This window comes from Rhodococcus sp. 14-2470-1a, assembly GCF_002259425.1.
GTDB classification, from domain to species: domain Bacteria; phylum Actinomycetota; class Actinomycetes; order Mycobacteriales; family Mycobacteriaceae; genus Rhodococcoides; species Rhodococcoides fascians_E.
Map to the genome: position 1 here is coordinate 28,249 of NZ_NPFZ01000029.1, position 18,288 is coordinate 46,536.

The window sequence follows — 18,288 nt, forward strand, 5'->3', positions numbered from 1 at the left end:
CCAACGACGGATGCGCTCCTCGATTCCGCTCCTACGGCACCGACGACGAATGCCAACGACGAAGCAGCCCTGGCCCCCCGGAGTTGCTCACGAGAGGAATCAGAGCACTTGACGATCAACGAGAGCACACCATCACACGGACAGGGCAAGGGCAGATCTCCCCAGAGCGGTGGCGGTTCTCGTACCCTCGCAGACCGTTTTGCGGCCGGTGAGCCTTACGCTCTCGCGTTCGGCGGTCAGGGATCGCCGTGGCTCAGTTCCCTCGAGGAACTCGCTCGTGACTCGGCGCTCGAGCCCGAGCTGACCGATCTGGTCAACGAAGCAGCGGCCATCCTGGCGCCGGTCGCCGACGACCTCCTCGTCGTGCGTTCCGTCGGTTTCGACCCGATCGGCTGGATGTTGGAGCAGGACCTCGCCGACGACCCCTCGAGCGCAGGCTCCTTCGGTCCGTCCGAGGCCGCGCTCACGTCCGCCGCGGTGTCCCTGCCCGGTGTCTTTCTCACGCAGGTCGCTGCGCTCCGTGCGCTGAAGCTGCAGGGACTGGACCCGGAGGACGCCGCACCGGTGGCCGTCGTCGGTCACTCTCAGGGCCTCATCGCCGCGGAGTCGGTCAAGTCCGCCGGCCGCGAGGATGCACGGCTTCTGGCCGTCGCGCAGCTCATCGGCGCCGCAGCAGGCCTCGTCGGACGTCGTCGCGGCATCCTCGGCGCTGCCGACCGCGCACCGATGGTGTCCGTGTCCAATGTCGAACCCGAGCGTCTTCAGGCGATCGTCGACGAACTCGCCGTCGACGGTGCACCCGAGCGTTCGGCAGTGCTGGCCATCCGCAACGGCCGCCGACGCGTCGTGCTGGCAGGTCCTCCCGCGCAGCTCGCGCGCGTTCAGGAACGCGCCGAGCAGATCGCCGCGCAGGAAGAGCGTGAGCGCGACGCGAAGAAGCGCGGCGGCGCTGTGTTCTCGCCGGTCTTCGAACTCCTGTCGGTCGAGGTCGGGTTCCATCACCCCGCACTGGCCGATGCAGTCGATCTCGTCGCGTCGTGGGCGGCTCGCGCCGGCCTGGACGTCGACGTGGCACGCAGCCTGGCCCAGCGGATCCTCGTCGATCCCGTCGACTGGGTCGCGGAAATCGACAGCGTCATCGCCGCCGGTGCCGACTGGATCCTGGACCTCGGACCGAGCGACATCCTCACCCGTATGACCGTGCCCGCTCTGCGTGGCCAGGGCGTCGGGATCATCGCCGCCTCCACTCGCGGTGGGCATCGCAACCTGTTGACTCCGGGCGCAGCACCCGAGGTGCAGCCGTCCTGGTCCGAGTTCGCGCCGAAGCCGATCACGCTGCCGAACGGTCGCGTCGTCGTCGAGACCTCGTTCACCAAGCTCACCGGTCGCTCGCCGATGCTGCTCGCAGGCATGACGCCGACGACGGTGGATCCCGCGATCGTCGCCGCTGCCGCCAACGCAGGTCACTGGGCCGAGCTCGCCGGCGGCGGTCAGGTCACCGAACAGATCTTCGCCGATCACGTCGACAGGCTCGGTGGGCTGCTCGAACCGGGCCGCGCCGTGCAGTTCAACTCGATGTTCCTCGATCCGTACCTGTGGAAGCTCCACGTGGGCGGCAAGCGTCTCGTCCCGCGTGCACGTGCAGCAGGCGCCGCGTTCGACGGTGTCGTCGTCACCGCAGGTATTCCGGAGCTCGACGAAGCCGTCACGATCATCGAGGATCTGGTCGAGGCCGGCTTCAGTTACGTCGCGTTCAAGCCGGGAACCGTCGCGCAGATCCGCGCGGTCATCCGCATCGCCAGTGAAGTTCCGACGTTCCCGGTCATCGCCCACATCGAGGGCGGCCGCGCAGGTGGCCACCACTCGTGGGAAGACCTCGACGATCTTCTCCTCTCCACCTACGCCGAGCTCCGCGCACGGCCGAACCTCGTCATCTGCGTCGGCGGCGGCATCGGCACCCCCGAGAAGGCAGCCGAATACCTCACCGGCCGTTGGTCGCTCGCAGCCGGATACCCCAAGATGCCGCTCGACGGCATCCTCGTCGGAACCGCCGCGATGGCAACACTCGAAGCCACGACGTCGGCCGACGTCAAGCAGCTTCTCGCCGACACCCCCGGCACTCCCGACTGGGTCGGTGCAGGTACCGCCGGCGGCGGAATGGCCTCGGGTCGAAGCCAGCTCGGTGCGGACATCCACGAGATCGACAACGCGGCCTCGCGCTGCGGCCGTCTGCTCGACGACGTCGCCGGAGACGCCGACGCCGTTGCGAAGCGTCGCGACGAGATCATCGCCGCACTCGACGGCACCGCGAAGCCGTACTTCGGTGACGTCGCGGACATGACGTACCTGCAGTGGCTGACCCGTTACCTGGACTTGGCAGTCGGTGCGGACGTCCACAAGGAGTTCGACTGCGGCGGTGAGTTCACCGACGCAGTCTCCGAGGCACGCGAATCCGTGTGGCTCGACGTCACCTGGCGTACTCGCTTCCTCGAGATGTTGCAGCGCGCCGAAGCTCGTCTGCACCCGGTCGATCGCGGCCCCATCCCGACGCTGTTCGCCGACGTCGACACCCTCGAACGCCCGCGGGCCGCGATTCGCTCGCTCGTCGCGCAGTTCCCCGACGCGTCCGAGGTGGTACTCCACCCCGCCGACATCACGTTCTTCACCGCGCTGTGCCGGATGCCCGGCAAGCCGGTCAACTTCGTTCCCGTCGTCGACGGTGACGTTCGACGCTGGTGGCGCAGTGACTCGCTGTGGCAGGCACACGATGCTCGCTACTCCGCCGACCAGGTCTGCATCATTCCCGGCACGGTCGCCGTCGCAGGCATCACTCGCGTCGACGAGCCCGTCGGAGAACTTCTCGATCGCTTCGAGAAGGCGACCGCCGACGAACTCCTCGCCGCCGGTGTCGAGGCCGAGTCCGTGTCGAGCCGTCGCAACTCCGACGTCGCCCCCGGCCTCCTCGGCATCGTTCTCGCAGCACCGGACGTCAACTGGGCGTCGCGGACCACGCAGAACCCCGTCGCACGTCTCGGTGACGTCGCGGAGTGGGTCGTCGATTCCGAGTCCGTCGCCACGCATCCTCAGACCGGCGCGAGCCTCACCGTCGTGGATTCGGAGCACGTCGAGCTGACGGTTCCGCTCGCTCCCGGCAAAGAGGTTCGGATCCGCCTGACGGTTCCCGCATCGACCATCGACGGAGGCGCACCCGTCGTCACCGCCGAGGATGCACAGAAGGCGATGTCCGCGCTTCTCGGAGTTGCTGCAGGACAGGAGCTCCCGAAGGTCAAGGGCGGTGCCGCGCGTATCAGCCTCGCCTGGATCCCCGACATGGTCGCCGACCACGCTGGCGTCACCGGTTCGGGCCTGCCCGAGTCGCTGACCGTCAGCGGCAAGGCTGTTCCCGACGTGCTCGTCGGCGCATGCTGGCCTGCTGTCTTCGCCGTTCTCGGTGCCACGCGCACCGCGTCTGGAATAGACGTGATCGAGGGAATGCTCGACCTGGTCCACCTCGACCACTCGGTCGATCTCGTCGGAACGCTCCCCACCGACCCGTCGATCCTCGTCGTCAAGGCCGAAGCCGGAGAGGTGCTCGACACCGACCTCGGCCGCGTCGTCGAGGTCACCGTCGAGATCGGCGCTGCACTCGGTGAAGGCACCGAAGCGCCGGCCGTCGCGACTCTGGTGGAGCGCTTCGCGATTCGCGGACGCACCGGCAAGGGCGAGCTGTCCGACCCGGCTCGTGCCGGCGGTTCGGTCTCGGCCGACGCCAAGGACACTCCGCGTCGCCGTCGTCGTCAGGCCACGATCGTCGCACCGCGCAACATGGCTGCGTTCGCTCAGGTTTCGGGCGATCACAATCCGATTCACACCTCCGATCCGGCGGCACTTCTCGCCGGCCTCGGCAGCCCGATCGTGCACGGCATGTGGCTCTCCGCTGCAGCCCAGCAAGCTGTCACCGCGATCGACTACGCGGACACCAAGACCCCGCCGCGTCGCTTGACTGCATGGACTGCACGGTTCCTCGGAATGGTGCGTCCCGGCGCCGAGATCGACGTGCGCGTCGACCGCACCGGATTCGACCAGGGCGCCGAGCTCATCGAGGTGGGTTGCCGCGTCGACGGTGAACTCGTCATGGTCGCGACCGCTCGTACGGCAGCACCGAAGACGGTCTACGCGTTCCCCGGCCAGGGCATCCAGCGTCAGGGCATGGGTCTCGACGCTCGCGCTCGGTCCAAGGCCGCACGTGAGGTCTGGGAGCGTGCCGACAAGCACACCCGTCAGGCACTCGGATTCTCGATTCTCGCTGTGGTGCGGGACAACCCGACGTCTCTCAAGGCCCGCGGCGTCACGCACAAGCACCCCGACGGTGTCCTGCACCTGACGCAGTTCACCCAGGTCGCCATGGCGGTCCTCGGTGTCGCACAGGTTGCCGAACTTCGTGAAGCCGGTGTGTTCGTGGAGAACTCGATCCTCGCCGGGCACTCGGTCGGTGAGTACAACGCACTCGCCGCCGTCGCCGGCGTTCTCCCGCTCGAAGCCGTCCTCGAGGTCGTCTTCCAGCGCGGCTCCGCCATGCATGCACTCGTTCCCCGCGATGCGGCGGGACGAAGCAACTACCGCATGGCCGCCATCCGTCCGTCGCAGATCGGTCTGGCCGACGACGACGTTCAGGCGTTCGTGGCCGGTGTGGCCGAGGAGACAGGCGAATTCCTCCAGATCGTCAACCTCAACCTGCGCGGCTCGCAGTACGCGATCGCCGGCACGGTCGACGGATTGAACGCGCTGGAGAAGAAGATCGCCGTGCGCCGTGAGGAATTCGGTGGCAAGGCCGCCTACATCATGGTTCCCGGCATCGACGTGCCGTTCCACTCGACGGTTCTGCGCGGGGGAGTCGACGACTTCCGTAACCGCCTGCAGGCGTTGCTGCCCGAGGATCTCGACCCGGAGATCCTGATCGGCCGCTACGTGCCGAACCTGGTGCCGAGGCCGTTCAGCCTCGAACGCTCGTTCATCCAGGAGATCGCAGACCTCGTCCCGTCCGAGCCGCTGAACGACGTCCTCGCGGACTTCGATTCCTGGGCCGAGCGTTCGCACGATCTGTGCCGCGTGGTGCTCACCGAGCTGCTCGCGTGGCAGTTCGCCAGCCCCGTTCGCTGGATCGAGACGCAGGATCTGCTGTTCGCCGACGAGGCCGACGGCGGACTGGGCGTCGAGCGTTTCGTCGAGATCGGACTCAGCGCAACACCGACCGTCGCCAACCTCGCGTCGCAGACGCTGAAGTTGCCGGGCCGCTTCGGATTCCCCGTCGAGGTCCTCAATGTCGAGCGCGAAGCTGCAATCGTCTATGGCACGGACACCGACCCCGCTCCGGTGGAAGAAGAGGAGGCACCTGCCGAGACGGCTGCGCCTGCTGCTCCGACTGCGGCAGCCGCAGCTCCTGCCGCCGCACCCGCTGCGGCGCCGTCCGGTGGCCCGCGTCCCGACGACATCGGTTTCAGTGCAGCGGATGCCACCAAGATCCTCATCGGTCTGTGGACCAAGCTGCAGCTCGATCAGATCGGCCCCGCCGACACCATCGAGGCACTGTGCGACGGCGTCTCCTCGCGTCGTAACCAGCTGCTGGTCGACCTCGGTTCGGAGCTGTCGCTCGGTGCCATCGACGGTGCCGCCGATGCCGACATGGGTGCGCTCTCCGGCACCGTCAACAAGCTGGCCCGCACCTACAAGCCGTTCGGCCCCGTGCTGAGCGACTCGATCAACGACCACCTGCGCAAGGTCTTCGGTCCCTCGGGACGACGCCCTGCGTCCATCGCGGACCGCGTCAAGAAGACCTGGGAACTGGGCGACGGTTGGGCCAACCACGTCACCGCCGAGGTCGCCCTCGGCACCCGTGACGGCGCTTCGGTTCGCGGCGGTGCGCTGGGCGGACTCGCCGACGGACCTCTCGCCGACGGCGGTGCCGTCGACGCGGTCATCGACGCCGCAGTCGCTTCGGTGGCGGCACGTCGCGGTGTCGCGGTGTCACTGCCTGCCGCAGGCGGCGGAGGCGGCGGAACCGTCGACGCAGCAGCACTGGGCGAGTTCACCGAGCACATCACCGGACGCGACGGTGTGCTTGCCTCGGCAGCCCGCCTCGTACTCGAACAGCTCGGTCTCGCCGATGCACCGAACGCGCTCGCGGAGGAGAACCCGGACGCCGCTCTGGTGGATCTGGTTGCCGCAGAGCTCGGTTCGGAATGGCCGCGACTCGTCGCCCCGGCATTCGACGCTCGCCGAGCGGTGCTGATCGACGACCGTTGGGCAACCGCCCGTGAGGACCTGGCCCGTCTGTGGCTCGGTACTGCAGGTGAGCTTGCCGTGGAGTCCTTCGCCGGCGCAGGAAAAGCTGTTGCTGCACAGGCACAGTGGTGGAAGGCCAAGGCGGAGAACGAAGCGAAGGCTGTTCTCGCCGAGACCTACGGCCGCATCGCGACGATCGCGCTCGACTCCGAGGAGAAGGGCGTCTGGTCCGACGAGGTCGCCGTGATCACCGGAGGCAGCAAGGGATCCATCGCGGCGTCCGTTGCAGCCAAGCTGCTCGGCGGGGGAGCGACGGTCTTCGTCACCACCTCACGTCTGGACGACGAGCGCCTCGGCTTCTACCGCGCCCTCTACCGCGACAATGCTCGCGCCGGAGCGACGCTGTGGGTCGTGCCCGCGAACATCGCGTCGTACACCGACGTCGACGCGCTCATCGAGTGGATCGGCAGCGATCAGGTCGACAACGCCGGTGGAGCGAAGACACTGGTCAAGGCAGGCATCACGCCGACGCTGCTGTTCCCGTTCGCCGCACCACGCGTCGTCGGGGAACTCACCGACGCCGGTGGCCGCGCCGAGATGGAGATGCGTGTGCTCCTGTGGTCGGTCGAGCGTCTCATCGGTGGACTGTCGAAGATCGGTTACGACAGCGACATCGACACTCACCTGCACGTCGTGCTGCCCGGTTCCCCGAACCGCGGAATGTTCGGTGGCGACGGCGCGTACGGCGAGTCGAAGGCCGCACTCGACGCCATCGCGGCGAAGTGGGGTTCGGAGAAGAACTGGGCCGAGCGCGTGTCCATCGCCCACGCTCATATCGGGTGGGTTCGTGGAACCGGCCTCATGGGCGGAAACGACCCGATCGTCGAAGCCGTCGAGGCCGAAGGCGTCCGTACCTGGTCGACCGACGAGATGGCCACCGAGCTGCTGAAGCTCAGCGAGCCGTCGGCACGTCGTCGGGCCGCGGAGGCTCCGCTGCTCGCGGACCTCACCGGTGGGTTGGCCAACACCAAGCTCAACCTCGTCGAGCTCGCTCGTGAGGCGGCAGCCGCTGCGTCGGACAAGGTCACGGAGGAAGCCGACAGCTCGGTCATCGCCGCACTGCCCGCACCGCCGCGTCTCGCCGCGACGACTGCTCCGGCATGGCCCGCGCTCGACGTCGACCCGAAGGACCTGGTCGTCATCGTCGGTGCAGGCGAGCTCGGACCGTACGGCTCGGCCCGCACCCGCTTCGAGATGGAGGTCGACGAGCAGCTTTCCGCGGCAGGCGTTCTCGAACTCGCGTGGAACACCGGTCTCATCGCCTGGGAGAACGACCCCAAGCCCGGCTGGTACGACATCGAGTCCGGAGATTTCGTCCCCGAGGAGGACATCGCCGACAAGTACCACGACACCGTCGTCGAGAAGTGCGGTATCCGGACCTACGGTGACGACGGCGCGATGGTCGGTAACACCGCACCGCTGATGACGTCGATCTTCCTCGACAACGACCTCACGTTCGTCGTCGGAACCGAGCTCGACGCGCGGTCGTTCGCCGCTGCCGATCCGGAGCACACGCTGATCACGCCCGTCGCCGACTCGAGCGATTGGCAGGTGACGCGCAAGGCCGGCACCGAGATTCGTGTTCCGCGGAAGATGAAGCTCACCCGCACCGTGGGTGGACAGATTCCGACCGGATTCGATCCCACCAAGTGGGGAATCTCCGCCGACATGGCCAGCTCGATCGATCGAGTCGCCCTGTGGAACATCGTCTGCACGGTCGACGCGTTCATCTCCTCGGGCTTCAACCCGTCGGAACTGATGCGGTGGACCCACCCGACGCTGGTCGCCAACACCCAGGGCACCGGTATGGGCGGCATGGAGTCGATGCGCTCGCTGTACATCGACACGCTGCTCGGCGACGCTCGTGCGAACGACATCCTGCAGGAAGCACTGCCGAACGTCGTTGCGGCGCACGTGGTTCAGTCGTACGTCGGTAGCTACGGTGCGATGGTTCACCCCGTCGCAGCCTGCGCCACCGCGGCGGTCTCCGTCGAGGAAGGCGTCGACAAGATCAAGCTGGGCAAGGCGCAGCTCGTCGTGGCCGGCGGCTTCGACGACCTGAGCACCGAAGGCATCATCGGCTTCGGCGACATGTCGGCCACCGCGGACTCGGCAGCGATGTCGGCCAAGGGAATCAGCGATCGACGGTTCTCGCGGGCCAACGACCGCAGGCGCGGCGGATTCGTCGAGTCGCAGGGCGGCGGAACCATCCTGCTGGCCCGCGGTGACCTGGCGCTCGAGATGGGCTTGCCCGTCCTCGGTGTGGTCGCGTACGCACAGTCGTTCGGCGACGGTGTGCACACCTCCATCCCGGCTCCGGGACTCGGTGCGCTCAGTGCCGGTCGCGGCGGAAAGGATTCGACGTTCGCGTTGTCTCTGAACGCACTCGGCGTCACTGCCGACGAGGTCGCCGTGATCTCCAAGCACGACACCTCGACAGCGGCCAACGACCCGAACGAGGCGGAGCTGCACACCCGCCTCGCCAAGGCCATCGGCCGCAGCGACGGAGCGCCGCTGTTCGTCGTCTCGCAGAAGAGCCTCACCGGACACTCGAAGGGTGGAGCTGCAGCGTTCCAGCTGATCGGTCTGTGCCAGGTCCTGGCGAACGGTGTCATCCCGCCGAACCGCAGCCTCGACTGCGTCGACGACAAGATGACGAAGTTCGAACACCTCGTCTGGGCACGTGAACCGCTTCGCTTCGGTGACTCGGTGCCGCTGAAGGCCGGACTGCTGACCTCGCTCGGCTTCGGACACGTGTCCGGGCTGATCGCAGTGGTTCACCCGCAGGCGTTCATCGAGGCCGTTCCGGCGAAGCGCCGCGACGAGTACGTCGCTCGATCCAACGAGCGTCGTATCGCCGGTCAGCGCAGGCTCATCTCCGCGATGGTCGGAGGCGACGCACTGTACGAGCGTCCCGACGACCGCAGGCTCGGGCACGACGGAACACCGTCGGCCCAGTCCCGCGAGCTCGAAGCCGACGTCCTGCTCACCGACGACGCACGTCTCGGCGACGACGACGTCTACCGCTCGGGTCTGCCGGGGTGCAAGTAGACATGGCAATCCTGGGAGTAGGTTTCGACCTGGTGACCGTGTCCGACTTCGCCGAGCAGATGGAGAAGGCAGGCACGACGATGATCCGCGACAGCTTCACTGCGGGTGAGCGTCGGCACGCGGCGACGAAGAGTTCCGACCCGGCCCGCCACTACGCAGCACGGTGGGCCGCCAAGGAAGCCGTACTGAAGGCCTGGGCAACCTCGCGCTTCGCTCGGCCTCCGCAGATCGGAGACAATCCTTACCCCTTGATCGAAGTCGTCAACGACGCCTGGGGTCGACCTTCGATCAAGCTGCACGGCATGGCTCTCGAATTCCTGCCGACAGTGAAGATCCACCTCTCCCTGACCCACGACGGCGACATCGCCGCCGCCGTGGCAATTCTGGAGGAATGAGTCAGTAGTTCAGCCCGACGCCGGTCCATCTCCAATGGACCGGCGTTTCGGCGTCTGGGCCCCCTTCACGGTGACCGAATGAACCGTTCGGTCACTCCAAGTGACCGAATGTCACGTTCGGTCCCGAAAACAGGGGGTCAGTCGACGGCGGCTGCGCCGGAGCGCCGGGATTGCTTCTCGGCGACGAGGAGGTAGGCCGTCATGATTTGTTTGAGTTCGGCGACGGCGTCCTCGTGGCTCTGGCCGTCCTGGACGGAGAAGTTGAGCATCGAATAGACGACGTGCACCAGAACCTGGGCCATGAGGTTGCGTTTGGCTCGGGGAGTGCGCGGAGTCAGTGGTCCGAGCATCTTGGCGACCTGGTCGGCGAATTCGCGTTCGTGGATGACGCCGGTGGCGCGGGTCGACGGTGTCGATTGCATGGCCAGCCAGACTTCACGGCGCGACGGGTCCGACATCCACATGCCTGCCATGTGGTCGACGAATTTGTTGAGGAACCGGAGCCAGTCGAGGGAGGGAACTTCGCCGTTGAACTCTGCGAGCTCCTGCTGTACTCCGACGAGGTCCTGCCGGTTCAGCTCGCAGACGATGACGTACTTGTTGGCGAAGAACTGGTAGAGCGTGCCGATGGGCAGTTCGGCCCGGGCCGCTACTTCCTCGCAGGTGAAGGACTCGAATCCGACGTCGCTGAGGAGATCCCTGGATGCGGCCAGCAGGGCGTCGAACTTGCGTTGACTGCGTTCCTGCGTGGGGCGACGACGTGGCATCAGCTCCTGCGTCTGTGCGTTCGATTCGAGCGCAGCGTCGAGACGTCTCGCGGTTTGGGCGCTAGCAGAGGACTCCACCCACCCAGGCTAGCGGCCTGACGTGCCTGAACTCCACAACGCGCGGTAACAGGTATCGAAGGACACCGTTGGACGGCGATTGGTTGTCAACCGCAACATGCCCCCTTGTAATCGGCTTGTGACAGGTAATAGGTTGTTTTCTGGTCAAGAAAACAATCGTTGGGTATGGTTCACACCAGTAGTTACGTTTTCGTGCAGGGTGTGCGTCGCCGATCGCGTATCGGGGCGCTCATGTCGGGAGCCTCACCCAAAGGCACAGGAGAACATACGTGGCGACCATTGGTCTTTCAGTCGAGTCAGGTGCGATGAATGCTGTCCTCTTCGATATCGAAGCGGACGCGGTAGTGGCGAGCCAGGTGACCTCGCTGAAGGGCGGTGCATCGACCTCGCTGCCCACCGCAGTGGAGGCGATGAAGGCTGTCGCCGCACGACGGCAGATCGACGTCGATGCCGTGGGGTTGGTCTACGGATCCGCCGACGAACGTGACGGGTTCGCCCGTGCGATCGATGAGAACGACCTCGACGGAATTCAGCTCGTGTCGGCGTCGACCGCACTTCTCGGTTGGCTTGCACGGTCCTCGGAGTTCGACGCCGCCCAGTGCGTGCTCCTCTACTACCTCGGTGCGAAGGGTGTGTCGATCTCGCTGGCCGATGCCGCCGATGCCAGCCTGTCCACACCGAAGACTGCAACCCTCGATTCTCTGACGCCCGAGCGCATCGGCAGCACCGTCCCGCTGGCATGGGAGGTGCTCGACGAGGCGGGCCGCAAGCCCGACGCCGTCGCACTGTTCGGTGATCGGTCCGAGAACAAGGATCTCGTCGACATCCTCAGCCTGGGCCTCGGAGTCCCGGTGGTGCACGTCGGCGACTCGGATCAGATCGCCGCGTGTGGCGCGAGCCTCGCTGTCGCGGGGGACGCCGACGAGGTGCTCCCGGTGCTCGTGGAGCCCGAAGCCTCGCTCGCACTCGACTCCGAGGCGTCGGAGACGCCTGAGCACGTCGCCGAGGCACCCGCCGATATCGCCGTTCAGGCCGAGCGCGTCGCCGTTCGATCCACCGTTGCCCCGGCTCCGCTGCTGTCGGCTGTTGCTCCGAACGTCGCGGTGCGGCGGATCGAACCCGCGTCCTCGTCGACGGGGTCCATTCCGCGAAAGAAGTTCGTGCTGACGGCCGCTCTTCTGGCCGGAGTGCTGTCCGGTGGCGTAGCGCTGGCGTCGACGCTGCCCGCGAACGCGCCTGTCGCCAATGAGGCGAGTCCTGCGACGTTTCCCGAGGTCGACGGCCTCGACACCAGCTTGGTCGGCGCAACTCAGTCCGTCGAGGTGACGCCGCCTGCGCCGCCTGCGGTGCCGGCTCCGGCCCCGGTTGTCATCGATCCGGTCACGCAACAACCGATCGTGGTGGATCCGACGACTCAGCAGTGGACGATCGATCCGACGACGGGCGCAGCCGTGCCCGCCGAGGCGCTCACTCCGATTCCCGCAGCGGCGATTCCGCCCGCAGCGGCCGTGGTGCCGAAGACGACGGTCGCGCCGCCGGAGTTCGCTGTTCCGACGATCGTTCCCGAGCCCGGCAAGTCTCAGGAGCAGCTCGAGCAGGAAGCATGGGATCGCCACTGGGCGCACACCGCAGAGTGGCTGCAGCAGGAGATCACCGGCAACTGACGTGTCGGGCCGCGGTGACAGAATGACCGGAGAGAATCGGTCGAGCTGTCAGGAGTCCTGATGTCGGATGTACGAGCACGGATCGCTGCGGACATGCCGCGCGCGTGGCGCGAACTCGCGGAGCTGGTCAAGTTTCGGTCGGTCGCCGACGAGCGCCAGTTTCCTCGCGAAGAATGCGTCGGAGCGGCGGAGTGGGTGCGCGACGCGTTCGTCGACGCCGGGCTCGAGACCGCGGAGCTGATCGAGACCGTCGACGGCTCGCTGGCGGTCGTCGGGCACCGCGCTGCTCCCGAGGGTGCGCCGACCGTTCTGCTGTACTCGCACTACGACGTTCAGCCTCCCGGTGACGACAAGCTCTGGTCCAGTGCGCCTTTCGAGCTGACCGAGCGTGACGGCCGCTGGTACGGCCGCGGTGCGGCGGACTGCAAGGGCAACGTCGTGATGCATCTGCTTGCGCTACGGGCGTTGGGCGACGAACTGGGCGTCGGGATCACCGTCGTCTCCGAGGGTTCCGAGGAAATGGGGACCGGGGGATTGGAGCATCTGGTCCTCGAACGGCCCGAGCTGTTCGCGTCGGACATCATCGTCGTGGCGGACACCGGCAACGCCGCCGTCGGACAACCGACGGTGACGACGACGCTCCGCGGGATCGCGAACGTCGTCGTGCGTATCGACACGCTCGAGGGCGAAGTCCATTCCGGGATGTACGGGGGACCGGCGCCCGACGCCTTGGCCGCCCTCGTTCAACTGCTGTCCACGTTGCGTGACGCGCACGGCAACACCGTGGTCGACGGGTTGACGACGGACCAGACGTGGGATGGCATCACCTACGAAGCAGATCGGTTCCGCGCTGACGCCGGGGTTCTCGACGGTGTGGGGCTGGCTGGTTCGTCGACAGTCGCGGACGCTGTATGGGCTCGGCCGGCGCTCACGGTGTTGGGAATCGATTGCCCGCCGGTTGTCGGGTCGGCAGCAGCAATTTCGCCGACGGCGTCTGCGCGCCTGAATCTGCGTGTGCCGCCCGGGATCGACGTGCAGGAGGCCCAGGATGCCTTGACGGCTCATCTGAAGGCTCACGTGCCCTGGAACGCGCGGATCACCGTCGAACCCGAGGCAGTGGGATCGCCGTTCGAGGCGAGGACCGACGGTCCGGGATATGCAGCGCTGGGCGATGCATTGGCGGAGGCGTTCGGTAAGCCGGTGGCTGCAGCGGGCCAGGGCGGATCCATTCCGCTGTGCAACGTTCTCGCAGAAACGTTCCCGAAGGCCGAGATCATTCTGATGGGCGTGGAGGAGCCGCTGGCGAGAATCCATGCGCCGAACGAAAGCGTCGACCCCCGGGAGATCGAAAATCTCGCGGGGGCCGAGGCTCTGTTCCTGCAGAAGTTGGGTGCGTCAGACCGATAGGTCGCGGCGGAGCTTGGCGACGTGGCCGGTGGCTCGAACGTTGTACTGAGCAACCTCGATCTTGCCGTCCTCGTCGACCAGGAAGGTCGAGCGGATGACGCCTTCGTAGACCTTGCCGTAGTTCTTCTTCTCGCCGAAGGCGCCCCATGCCTTCAGCGTCGCCTTCTCCTCGTCGGACAGAAGCGGGAAGTTCAGGCCTTCCTTGTCGCGGAACTTGGCGAGCTTCGCGGGCTTGTCCGGGGAGATGCCGACGACTTCGAGGCCTTCGCCGTTGAGTTCGGTGAGGCTGTCACGGAAGTCGCAGGCCTGCTTGGTGCAGCCCGGCGTACTGGCAGCGGGGTAGAAGTAGACGATGACTTTCTTGCCCGCGTAGTCCGCGAGGGAGACGTCGTTACCGTCTGCATCGGGCAGAGTGAACGCGGGCGCCGGGTCGCCGGCCTCGAGCTTCTTGGTGTCGGTCACCAGACGAGACTAACCACCGAGCCGGTCCAAGACACGCAGTGCTTTAGGCTCGACAGTGACAGCCAGGATTTGCAACAAGTTGGAGGACACGTGGCCAGGGACACCGACAGAATCGAGCGCGAGATCGAGGCAGCTCGGAACCAGCTCGCCAGCACCCTGGACGAGCTCAGCGTGCGGGCCAGCCCCAAGCGAATCGCAGAGAACACCAAGCAGAGCATCGTTGCCAAGCTGAACGAGCCGCCGGTGAAGTTCACGCTCATCGGTGTCGGCGCAGTAGTCGCCGTACTCGTCGTGCGCAAGATCTTCAGCTGACACAGGCCCTCTGACCAGGCGATTTCACAACTGGCAGTTTCTCCTGTTAATGTTTCTCCCGCACCGCAGAGAACACGCGGTGCGGATCGGCGCCATTAGCTCAGTTGGTTAGAGCAGCTGACTCTTAATCAGCGGGTCCGGGGTTCGAGTCCCTGATGGCGCACCCAGAAACACCCCGTCACCAGCGTAAAGCTGGGGGCGGGGTGTTTTGGTTTCTGGCGATTGCAGCCCAGCTCATCACCTGCAGCAGCTGCTGCTGGTCACATCTGGTCCAGGCCGAGCTAACAGTGAGAGCTCGCCGCGGTCCGTTCGAGCCTCACGCTCAGTTGAGTCAGGGCCGAGATTTCAAGAACCGCTCTGGGCGGAGTTTTTGTCATTTTGCGGAAGATGGGAAGCAGTCGGAAATCGACCTCCGGACCGCCTCGAGAGTGGGGGCTGCGGGGCGGGCTTCCGCATGCGCGCCGCTTTACGTGCCACCGACCCCGTCGTTGGCGATATCTGACGACGCTTACACCGGCGGATGTTGTCGTCGAGATTCGTACCCACGCGCCCAAGTTCGAACAGGTCCGTACCCCATTGGGACCTCCGTCGCCCAGCCTCATGTCGGGCTCCTTCATCTCTCTCAACAGTTTCTCGAAGCGTTTCCGCGCGTGCTTGTGCATGACCTACCACGAACCCGACGAGTCGCATCGAGTTCGCGCCGCGTGATGCCATCATGCGGTCCGACGGTGCCGCGCTGGTGGCGTCCGGGATTCCGGCCGGTGAGCGACTACGGTCGACATTTGGTTCCCACGGTGTCGGGTGAGAGCGATTCGATGGACAGTGTTGCTCGGCAACGATTCTCGGCGACATGTACTCCAACTTCATCGAATCCTGTTTCAACGGAGACGATTTGAACTTCGACACCACCGCACTGTTCCCACGTGATCGGGTACGAGGAGGCCGCGGCTACCGCGCACCCGAGCTCAGGCCGGCGGCAGACCACTGAGCGACGCTGCTTCGGCTACCGCTTCACTCGACGGCGATGAGTTCGATCAATTCGTAGATCAGGCGAGGATGGCCGGTATCGAAGTTATCGATGGAAATCAGAGAAAGTATCGATTGTTCGACGGTCGCTCTCTTGCTTCACTCGAATGGCACACATACACAACGAAAGGGTCATTCGAATGCGAGTACTTCTGATCGGCGGAGCGTCGGGGATCGCCCGGTCCATTGCGTCGTCTGTTCTCGACGGCGGCGGTGAGGTGGTCCTCGCCGGCCGGCACCGTGAGTCTCTCGACGCAGCAGTCGCTTCGTTGGGTCCGGGAGCGAGTGCGGTGGTGATGGATCTCGCGGACGCGTCTTCCATCGCGCAGGCAGTCTCGTCGGTGGGCTCGGTCGACCACGTCATCAGCCTCGCCGCCGATCATGCGAACGGACCCATCGCCGATCTTGACGGCACCGCAGTCCGAAACGCATTCGACGCCAAAGTGATCGGACCGATTCTGCTGGCGAAGCACTTTTCGCCGAAGGTGCGAGAGGGGGGTTCGTTCCTGTTCTTTTCCGGTGTCGCTGCGTGGAGACCTGCGTCCGGCCTGTCGGTAATGGCGACGACGAACGGGGCGGTGGCGTTCCTGACCGAGGCGCTCGCAGTCGAACTTGCACCCGTCCGCGTCAATGCCCTGTCACCTGGGATCGTGGATTCGGGGGCCTGGGACTCTATGGGACCGGGGAAGGACAAACTGTTCGCGGACACGGCGCGCACCAACCCCGTCCGCAGAGTCGGTCGACCGTCCGACATCGCGGCCGCTGCACTGTCGTTGCTGACGAACACCTTCGTCACCGGCGTCACCCTGCACGTCGACGGGGGAGGGCGGTTGGCATGAAACTCCTCACGGCAATGGCTGCCCTGGTGGCCGTGACGCTGCCACTGGTGGCGTGTTCCGCCCGCGCGACGACCACCGACCGGCCTCTTGTGGATTCTGCGGTCGACCTGGTCGCACCGGGTACGGTGAACGTCGGTGATGCACCGGTTACGGACCGAACCCGTGAGGTCGTCCGTATCGCGCAGACGCTGTACACGTTCTGGAATACCGGTGATACCGCGTATCTCGACCGGGCGGTGGACCCCGGCTTCGTCGACAACACGCTGCCGCCGGGGCGTCCGCAAGGCCCAGCGGGTCCCGTCGCGGCGTCGGACACGTTCCGCGCTGCGGTGCCCGACTTGACGTGCGAGCTCGTCGATCTGTACGTCACTGGTGACACCTTCACCGCACGGTTGATCTTCCGGGGTCATTTCACCGGCACGTACGACGGTCGCACCGGCACCGGACAACCGATCGAATTCGGTGCGATCGACATCCAGCACGTCGGTGATGCTCGCATCGACTCGGACTGGCACCTCGAAGACAACCTCACCTTCCTCCGGCAAGCCGGACTCGTCGCGGTCGGCTGACCGAACCGAGCCGAGCCGCCACCATCGCACACCATTACTTACGACAGGAGCTGACACACATGAACGTCGACCCAAGGATCAGAATGGCCGCAGGCATCGTCATGGCCGTGATCTCCTACGTCATCGCCGTCACGAACTTCATCGACGGAGACATTCGGTCCGGCGTAATCCTCACGCTGATCGGCATCTTCTTCAGCACGATGCTCGTTCAGACGACAAGCCGCTACCTGAAGAGGGATTCAAGCTAGAGCCGTCGGACTGTCGCCGTAGAATACGCTCGACCGATGCCGACTCTGCGAGCCCTCGAATGCTTTGTCGCCGTGGTGGACGCCGGTTCTGTGACCGCCGGGGCAGTGAAGTTGAATCTCTCACAGCCTGCGCTGTCTCATCAGTTGGCGTCGTTGGAAACGGAAATCGGCACCCCGCTGCTGGAGCGGCTCCCGCGCGGGGTTCGGACGACTCCGACCGGTCGCGCGTTGCTCGACGATGCGCGGGCCGCACTCTCAGCTGCCGACCGAATCGTCCGGATCGGACGAGCGTCGGCTGAGGGACGCGAAGGCCGGTTACGGCTAGGGTGCGCCGAAAGCATGACTGTCCCAGTCCTCGCGCCCACGCTACGAAAATGGACGAGAAAGTATCCGCACATCGGCCTGGACCTGACCGAGTTCGCCAGCGCGGATGCGATGGCGGACGCACTCTCGTACGGCGACATCGACCTCGCAGTCGGTCCGGCTTCGACGCAGTTCACCGGCGTCACCCACGTGATCGGGACGGAAGACATCGTCGCGGTGATTCCGGAGGGGCTCGATCTCGCCGACGAGCCGGCCATCTCGTGGACCGATCTCGCCGGAAGACCGATCGTGCACTACCACCCGTCGAACGGTCTACGCGGGTGGTTCGACTCCGTCGCGACAACCCACGGCGTCGAGCTCGATGCTGTCACCCATTCCCGGAACGCCACTACAGCAGCACAACTCGCCCACGCGGGGCTCGGAATCGCGCTCGTTCCGACCACCGCACTCCCCGCGCGGTTCGCCGGCATCGTCACCCCGATGCGGCCACCGCTGCAACGCGCGGTCGTCGCGATGGTCGGAACGCGCACGGACGCACTGACCCGCCGATTCGTCGACGACCTGCTGGCGCGGGGAATGGGAGCGCGGCGCAGCTGATCGGCGCCCGCCTATGGGGCCCGGCCGGCAGACCCCCAGCGCTGCACACCCCGATCGAGCACACAGACAGGGCACCGTCACGTCGACACAACGTGGGCTCAGCACCTCGACTGATGACGGCGAAAAAGACGTGCGGCTACCGGCTCATCACGACGTCCCCTCACATCGTCGACACCACTCGACGGTGCGGTGACTGTCGTTGTCGCA

General features: G+C 66.0%; 12 protein-coding genes and 1 tRNA gene. 11 read left to right on the forward strand and 2 right to left on the reverse strand.

Annotation, left to right across the window (positions count from 1 at the left end):
* Positions 1-108: 108 nt before the first annotated feature.
* Together CH292_RS17775 and CH292_RS17780 are read left to right on the forward strand one after the other, a co-directional pair.
* On the forward strand, positions 109-9,393 hold the full coding sequence (locus tag CH292_RS17775) for a type I polyketide synthase (protein WP_094655361.1): 9,285 nt from the start codon (positions 109-111) through the stop codon (positions 9,391-9,393).
* A gap of 2 nt (positions 9,394-9,395) precedes the next feature.
* Entirely contained in the window at positions 9,396-9,788 is a 393-nt protein-coding gene (locus CH292_RS17780) for a holo-ACP synthase (RefSeq protein ID WP_019664957.1), read from the forward strand.
* Positions 9,789-9,925: 137 nt separating this feature from the next.
* On the opposite strand, the gene CH292_RS17785 is transcribed toward CH292_RS17780, so the two are convergent.
* On the reverse strand, positions 9,926-10,555 hold the full coding sequence (locus CH292_RS17785; protein ID WP_019664956.1) for a TetR/AcrR family transcriptional regulator: 630 nt from the start codon (positions 10,553-10,555) through the stop codon (positions 9,926-9,928).
* Between the two features lie 383 nt (positions 10,556-10,938).
* Between CH292_RS17785 and CH292_RS17790 the strand changes: the two genes are divergently transcribed.
* Positions 10,939-12,297 carry a hypothetical protein gene (locus CH292_RS17790; RefSeq protein ID WP_019664955.1) on the forward strand — a complete coding sequence of 453 codons (1,359 nt, stop codon included), beginning with the start codon at positions 10,939-10,941 and terminating at the stop codon, positions 12,295-12,297.
* A 60-nt stretch (positions 12,298-12,357) separates the two neighbouring features.
* A complete protein-coding gene (locus CH292_RS17795; RefSeq protein WP_094655362.1) occupies positions 12,358-13,704 on the forward strand; it encodes a dipeptidase in 1,347 nt (448 codons plus the stop codon).
* Here the strand turns inward: CH292_RS17795 and bcp are convergent.
* Positions 13,693-14,166, reverse strand: a complete 474-nt coding sequence (gene bcp / locus CH292_RS17800; RefSeq protein ID WP_037158131.1) for a thioredoxin-dependent thiol peroxidase — start codon at positions 14,164-14,166, stop codon at positions 13,693-13,695. The two genes, CH292_RS17795 and bcp, sit on opposite strands and share 12 nt — an antisense overlap.
* Before the next feature lie 90 nt (positions 14,167-14,256).
* On the opposite strand from bcp, the gene CH292_RS17805 reads away from it, so the two are divergent.
* The 7 genes from CH292_RS17805 (at position 14,257) to CH292_RS17830 (ending at position 18,081) form a co-directional block, all read left to right on the forward strand.
* A complete protein-coding gene (locus CH292_RS17805; protein ID WP_020113319.1) occupies positions 14,257-14,478 on the forward strand; it encodes a DUF3618 domain-containing protein in 222 nt (73 codons plus the stop codon).
* An 89-nt stretch (positions 14,479-14,567) separates the two neighbouring features.
* A tRNA-Lys gene (locus tag CH292_RS17810) sits at positions 14,568-14,641 on the forward strand.
* A gap of 687 nt (positions 14,642-15,328) precedes the next feature.
* A complete protein-coding gene (locus CH292_RS28930) occupies positions 15,329-15,466 on the forward strand; it encodes a hypothetical protein (RefSeq protein WP_019664886.1) in 138 nt (45 codons plus the stop codon).
* A 178-nt stretch (positions 15,467-15,644) separates the two neighbouring features.
* On the forward strand, positions 15,645-16,343 hold the full coding sequence (locus CH292_RS17815; RefSeq protein ID WP_255182990.1) for an SDR family oxidoreductase: 699 nt from the start codon (positions 15,645-15,647) through the stop codon (positions 16,341-16,343).
* A complete protein-coding gene (locus tag CH292_RS17820) occupies positions 16,340-16,912 on the forward strand; it encodes an ester cyclase (RefSeq protein ID WP_094655364.1) in 573 nt (190 codons plus the stop codon). Before CH292_RS17815 ends, CH292_RS17820 begins: the two co-directional genes overlap by 4 nt.
* Before the next feature lie 59 nt (positions 16,913-16,971).
* A complete protein-coding gene (locus CH292_RS17825; protein ID WP_094655365.1) occupies positions 16,972-17,160 on the forward strand; it encodes a hypothetical protein in 189 nt (62 codons plus the stop codon).
* Between the two features lie 36 nt (positions 17,161-17,196).
* Positions 17,197-18,081 carry a LysR family transcriptional regulator gene (locus CH292_RS17830; RefSeq protein WP_020113301.1) on the forward strand — a complete coding sequence of 295 codons (885 nt, stop codon included), beginning with the start codon at positions 17,197-17,199 and terminating at the stop codon, positions 18,079-18,081.
* The last annotated feature ends 207 nt before the right edge of the window (positions 18,082-18,288 follow it).

What these genes read in the sequence shown, in the direction of transcription:
- CH292_RS17830 (WP_020113301.1), top strand. Translation starts at nt 17,197, where the DNA reads ATGCCGACTCTGCGAGCCCTCGAATGCTTTGTCGCCGTGGTGGACGCC.
- CH292_RS17780 (WP_019664957.1), top strand. Translation starts at nt 9,396, where the DNA reads ATGGCAATCCTGGGAGTAGGTTTCGACCTGGTGACCGTGTCCGACTTC.
- CH292_RS17825 (WP_094655365.1), top strand. Translation starts at nt 16,972, where the DNA reads ATGAACGTCGACCCAAGGATCAGAATGGCCGCAGGCATCGTCATGGCC.
- CH292_RS17820 (WP_094655364.1), top strand. Translation starts at nt 16,340, where the DNA reads ATGAAACTCCTCACGGCAATGGCTGCCCTGGTGGCCGTGACGCTGCCA.
- CH292_RS17790 (WP_019664955.1), top strand. Translation starts at nt 10,939, where the DNA reads ATGAATGCTGTCCTCTTCGATATCGAAGCGGACGCGGTAGTGGCGAGC.
- CH292_RS17815 (WP_255182990.1), top strand. Translation starts at nt 15,645, where the DNA reads ATGCGAGTACTTCTGATCGGCGGAGCGTCGGGGATCGCCCGGTCCATT.
- CH292_RS17795 (WP_094655362.1), top strand. Translation starts at nt 12,358, where the DNA reads ATGTCGGATGTACGAGCACGGATCGCTGCGGACATGCCGCGCGCGTGG.
- CH292_RS28930 (WP_019664886.1), top strand. Translation starts at nt 15,329, where the DNA reads ATGTACTCCAACTTCATCGAATCCTGTTTCAACGGAGACGATTTGAAC.
- CH292_RS17785 (WP_019664956.1), bottom strand. Translation starts at nt 10,555, where the DNA reads ATGCCACGTCGTCGCCCCACGCAGGAACGCAGTCAACGCAAGTTCGAC.